The organism is Aeromonas media (assembly GCF_000819985.1).
GTDB classification, from domain to species: domain Bacteria; phylum Pseudomonadota; class Gammaproteobacteria; order Enterobacterales; family Aeromonadaceae; genus Aeromonas; species Aeromonas media.
The window spans coordinates 40,914-46,128 of record NZ_CDBZ01000054.1 but is presented as its reverse complement, the minus strand read 5'-3'; the positions used below and the strand labels follow the sequence as shown (position 1 = coordinate 46,128).

At 62.6% G+C, this 5,215-nt stretch carries 2 protein-coding genes; both read right to left on the bottom strand.

The window, feature by feature from the left end:
* Positions 1–408: 408 nt before the first annotated feature.
* A complete protein-coding gene (locus BN1127_RS04400) occupies positions 409–2,802 on the bottom strand; it encodes a YgiQ family radical SAM protein (protein ID WP_042648648.1) in 2,394 nt (797 codons plus the stop codon).
* A 146-nt stretch (positions 2,803–2,948) separates the two neighbouring features.
* A partial coding sequence (locus BN1127_RS04395; RefSeq protein WP_042648647.1) for an efflux RND transporter permease subunit occupies positions 2,949–5,215 on the bottom strand: 2,267 nt, incomplete at its 5' end.

The following is a 5,215-nucleotide window of genomic DNA, read 5'->3' as shown; positions in this document are numbered from 1 at the left end:
CAGGTGCGGAATGACGGTTTCATGGCTCCAGATGACAAACATGATCTCATATCAGGGACTTGTTCGCACCTTCCCTAGAGTTTTTGTTTAAAAACTGGGATGAAGAAGATAAACAACTATCAAAGATACAATTAACCACAGTTGGAATTGCACTAGCCCAAGCTAATTACAAGCAGAAAGTTAAAGATGTAAACTTTGATTTAGGGATATGGATAAAGTAATCGTATAACAGCAAACCCCTTAATATTTTCTTGTAGCACATTGAACGTTTAATATACGTTGGGCACAGTCTAACATGGTGTTATCTCATATCTTAGGCTTCACGAACTATCCCAACCTAAAGGCTGAATAAAAAGGCGACCTCCCGGTCGCCTTTTTATTTTCAATTGCTTTCCAAGTCAGGAAATATTACCGCGCCGGTCGCTTGGCTGCCCCGCCTTTTGCGGCAGGCTTGCCGCCCTGAGTGGCAGGTTTGGCACCCGGCTTGGCTGAACCCGCGCGGGTTGGGGCTTTGCCTTTGTGAGCGGGTTTTCCAACCGGCTTACCCTGAGCTGCGCCTTGAGCGGCTGGCTTGCCGTTGGCACCAGTCCCTTTGCTGAGCTGGGAACCTATTGGCTTGCCATTGCCCGCCTTGCCGTTCTTGGCAGCAGCAGGCGCATTGCCCGCAACAGCAGCCTTGTTGCCAGCCCCATTGCTGCGCTGATGGGTGATGGCGCTATGGCGGGTCAACGCAGGCTTGAGGCCCTTGCTGCGGCTGCGCTCGGCCTTGGCTTCGCCACGGCCTTCCGGCGGCACCAGGCAGTCGGGGCCGTTGCCGATGAGGTGGCCCTTGCCCATCTCCAGCAGGGCTTCGCGGATCATCGGCCAACCGGCCGGATCGTGGTAGCGCAGCAGCGCCTTGTGCAGGCGGCGGCGGCGCTCCCCTTTCACCACGAACACGTCCCCGCCCTGACGGCTCACCTTGTTGAGCGGGTTTTTCTCGGTGTAATACATGGTGGTGGCGTTGGCGAGCGGCGACGGGTAGAAGTTCTGCACCTGATCGAGCTTGAAGCGGTTGGTCTTGACCCAGAGCGCCATGTTCACCATATCTTCGTCGGTCGTGCCCGGGTGGGCCGAGATGAAGTAGGGGATCAGGTACTGCTGCTTGCCCGCCTCTTTGGAATACTTGTCGAACAGCTCCTTGAAGCTGTAGTAGCTGCCCATGCCCGGCTTCATCATCTTGGAGAGCGGGCCCTCTTCGGTGTGCTCCGGCGCGATCTTCAGGTAGCCGCCGACGTGGTACTTGGCCAGCTCCTTGATGTAGCGCGGATCTTCCACCGCGATGTCGTAACGCACCCCGGAGGCGATCAGTATCTTCTTGATCCCCTTCACATCCCGCGCCTTGCGGTAGAGGTTGATGGTCGGGGTATGGTCGGTGTCCATGTGCGGGCAGATGGTGGGCCAGACACAGGAGGCGCGGCGGCAGGTCTGCTCGGCCTTGGGGCTCTTGCAGCGTAAGCGGTACATGTTGGCGGTGGGGCCGCCGAGATCCGAGATGACGCCGGTAAAGCCCGGCACCTTGTCGCGGATCTCTTCGATTTCCTTGATGATCGACTCTTCCGAGCGGCTCTGGATGATGCGCCCCTCGTGCTCCGTGATGGAGCAGAAGGAGCAGCCACCGAAGCAGCCGCGCATGATATTGACCGAGGTCTTGATCATCTCGTAGGCCGGGATCTTCTCGTTGCCATAGGCCGGGTGCGGCACCCGCTGGTACGGCAGGCCGAACACGCCGTCCATCTCGTCGGTTTCCAGCGGGAAGGCAGGCGGGTTGACCCAGATGATGCGATCGCCGTGAGCCTGGGAAAGCGCGCGGGCGCAGCCGGGGTTGGTCTCGTGGTGCAGGATGCGGGACGCATGGGCGTAGAGCACCTTGTCCTCTTTGACCCGTTCGAACGCCGGCAGCTTGACATAGGTCTTCTCCCAGGGTTTCTGCTTGGGGGGCTGCACCAGCACGGGCTTGGCCTCCTGTTCCACCGGCGCGGTGCCTTCGTCGTCCGAGCAAGGCGCCCCTTCCATATAGGGGTTCATGATGGGATCGATGCGGCCAATCTGGTCCAGCTTGCTTGAATCCACCCCGCGCCAGCCCGGCAGCGGCTCACGGCGGATGACGGCGGTGCCGCGAATGTCCTGCATGGTGTCGATGGTCTCGCCACCCGCGATGCGGTGCGCCACCTCGATCAGCGGCCGCTCGGCGTTGCCGTAGATGAGGATGTCGGCCTTGGCGTCCAGCAGGATGGAGCGGCGTATGGTCTCGGACCAGTAGTCGTAGTGGGCGATACGGCGTAAGGACGCCTCGATGCCACCGATGACCACAGGCACCTCTTTATAGGCCTCTTTGCAGCGCTGGGTGTAGACCAGAGTGGCACGATCCGGCCGCTTGCCGCCCACGTCGCCCGGGGTGTAGGCGTCGTCGTGGCGCAGCTTCTTGTCGGAGGTATAGCGGTTGATCATGGAGTCCATGTTGCCCGCGGTCACCCCGTAGAAGAGGTTCGGCTTGCCCAGGCGCATGAAGTCATCCTTCGATGACCAGTCCGGCTGGGCGATGATACCGACCCGAAAGCCCTGGGATTCCAGCATGCGGCCGATGACCGCCATGCCGAAGCTCGGGTGATCCACGTAGGCGTCACCGGTCACCAGGACGATGTCACAACTGTCCCAGCCGAGCTTGTCCATCTCCGCTCTGGACATGGGCAGGAAGGGCGCCGTGCCGTAGCACTCGGCCCAGTAGCGGGGATAGGAGAAAAGGTGGGTAACCGGCTGCATTTTGAACACCTGGAACAATTCGGGTCGCGCATTATACCGGCAGAGCAGAGCGGGGGCGATGGCTTTTTGCCCCCACTATTCGCAGGGTAAGCGCGGGGGAAAAGCGAGCCAGCCTGCGTAGGTGGCTCGCTTTTACGGGAGAAGGATCAGGCGGCCGGTTTGTCCCTCGTATTAGACGCGGCCTCCGGCGCCGGGGGGACGCTGTCGACATCAACCGCCAGCGCCTCGTCCACCAGCAGATCCCGCGCCCCTGTCATCCCCGCCCGTCTGGCCAGCAGGTGATAGATGGCGGGCACGATCAGCAGGGTAACCAGGGTCGCGAGCGACAACCCGAAGAAGACCACGGTGCCCACGGCCATCCGGCTCTCATACCCCGCCCCCATGGAGACCATCAGCGGCACCGCGCCTATGATGGCGGTCAGCGAGGTCATCAGGATGGGCCGCAGCCGACGCACCGAGCCTGCGATGATGGCCTCCTCGAAGGATTCCCCCCGCTGGCGCAACTGGTTGATGAACTCCACGATGAGGATGCCGTTCTTGGTCACCATGCCGATCAGCATGATCATCCCTATCTGGCTGTAGATGCTGAGCTCCTGTCCCGTCAGCCAGAGGCCAAGCAGGCCGCCGAAGATGCCGAGCGGCACCGTCACCATCACCACGGCCGGGGTCAGCAGGCTCTCGAACTGGGCCACCAGCACCAGATAGACCACCAGCAGGGCGAGGCCGAACACCATCACCATCTCCCCCTGGTTGTCGCGATAATCCTTGGACTCACCGGCGTAATCCACCGTCATGCCGCTCGGCAGGTGATCCGCGGCCCAGCCATCGAGGAAGTCGAGCGCCTCCCCCAGGGTGTGGCCGGGGGCCACGTCTGCGGTCAGGGCAATCGCCTTCTGACGCTGGTAGTGGTTGAGCCGCTGCGGGCTCGCCACCTGGGTGACGGTCGCCAGGGTGGAGAGGCTCACCATCTCGCCACTGGCGGCCCTGAGATAGATGCGGCTGACATCCGAGATACCGTTGAACTGGGCCTGGTTGGCCCTCAGGTAGACGTCATACTCCTCGCCTCTGTCCACATAGGTGGTCTGGCTGACGCCGCCGAGCAGAGCCTGAAGCGAGCTCGCCACGGTGGAGACCGGAATGCCGAGCTGGCTGGCCCGCTCCCGCTCTATGGTCACCTGCAGCTCCGGGGTCTTCTCGGCGTAGTCGAGATCCGGGGTCAGCATCAGCCCGCTCTGGCCGGCGGCCTGTTGCAGCGCCAGCCCCTGCTGATAGAGCTCCCCATAGTCGGAGCCCTGCAGCACGAACTGCACGGCGGCGGTGGAGCCGCCCCTGAATCCTGGCTGGAAGGTGCGGATCATCACGTCTGGAATGCCGGCCAGCCGCCCGCTCAAGCTGCGGCCAAACTCGGTGGCGGTCTCGTCCCGCACCGCCCAGTCGGTGAGCTGGATGATGACCATCCCGGTCTGATCGCCGCCACGCCCGAAGGCCGGGGTGCTGAAACTCATGGCCTGCACCACCCCCTTGCCGAGCAGCGGCATGATGGCGGCTTCCACCTGCTGCATGTTGCGCTTCATCCGCTCGATACTGGTGCCCTCGGCCCCTTTCACGAACACATAGATGACACCGCGGTCTTCGGTCGGGGTCAGGCTCGCGGGCAGCTTGCCAAACAGGGCGCCGATGCCACCGAGGCAGAGCAGCAGCACCAGCGGCATCCAGACGGAGCGGCGCAGCACGGCGCCCAGCAGGCGGCGGTACTGTGCCTCCACCCGGCCAAGGCCCCGATCCAGTAGCGCGGTCAGGGCATTGGGCTTGTCGACGGCGCGCATCAGCCAGGAGCCCATGGCCGGGGTCAGGGTGAGCGCCACCAGGGAGGAGAAGAGCACCGCCAGGGAGAGCAAAATGGCAAATTCGGTAAAGAGCCGGCCCACCATGCCATCCATGAAGGCGATGGGCACGAACACCATCACCAGCACCGCCGTAGTGGCCACCACGGCAAAGCCCACCTCACGGGTACCGTGCCAGGCCGCCATCAGGGGGGATTCGCCCCGCTGCAGGTGGTGGTGGATGTTCTCCACCACCACGATGGCGTCATCCACCACCAGACCGATGGCGAGGATGAGCGCCAGCAGGGTGATGAGGTTGATGGAGAACCCCAGATACCAGGCGCCGATGAAGGCGGAGATAAGCGACACCGGTACCGTGATGGCCGGGATCAGCGTGGTGCGCCCCTGGCCGAGGAACAGGTAGAGCACGGCAACCACCAGCACGGCGCAGATGGCGAGCGTCTCGTACACCTCGTCGATGGCCTGCTTGATGAAGACGGTGGAGTCGTAGTCCACCTCGAGCTGGGCCCCTTCCGGCAGGAAGCGCTGCATCTCGGTCATCTTGCGCTCTATGCCCTGGGCCACCGCCA

Bases quoted from the DNA above. Each gene is read 5' to 3' on its own strand.
- BN1127_RS04400 (WP_042648648.1), bottom strand. From the start codon at position 2,802: ATGCAGCCGGTTACCCACCTTTTCTCCTATCCCCGCTACTGGGCCGAG.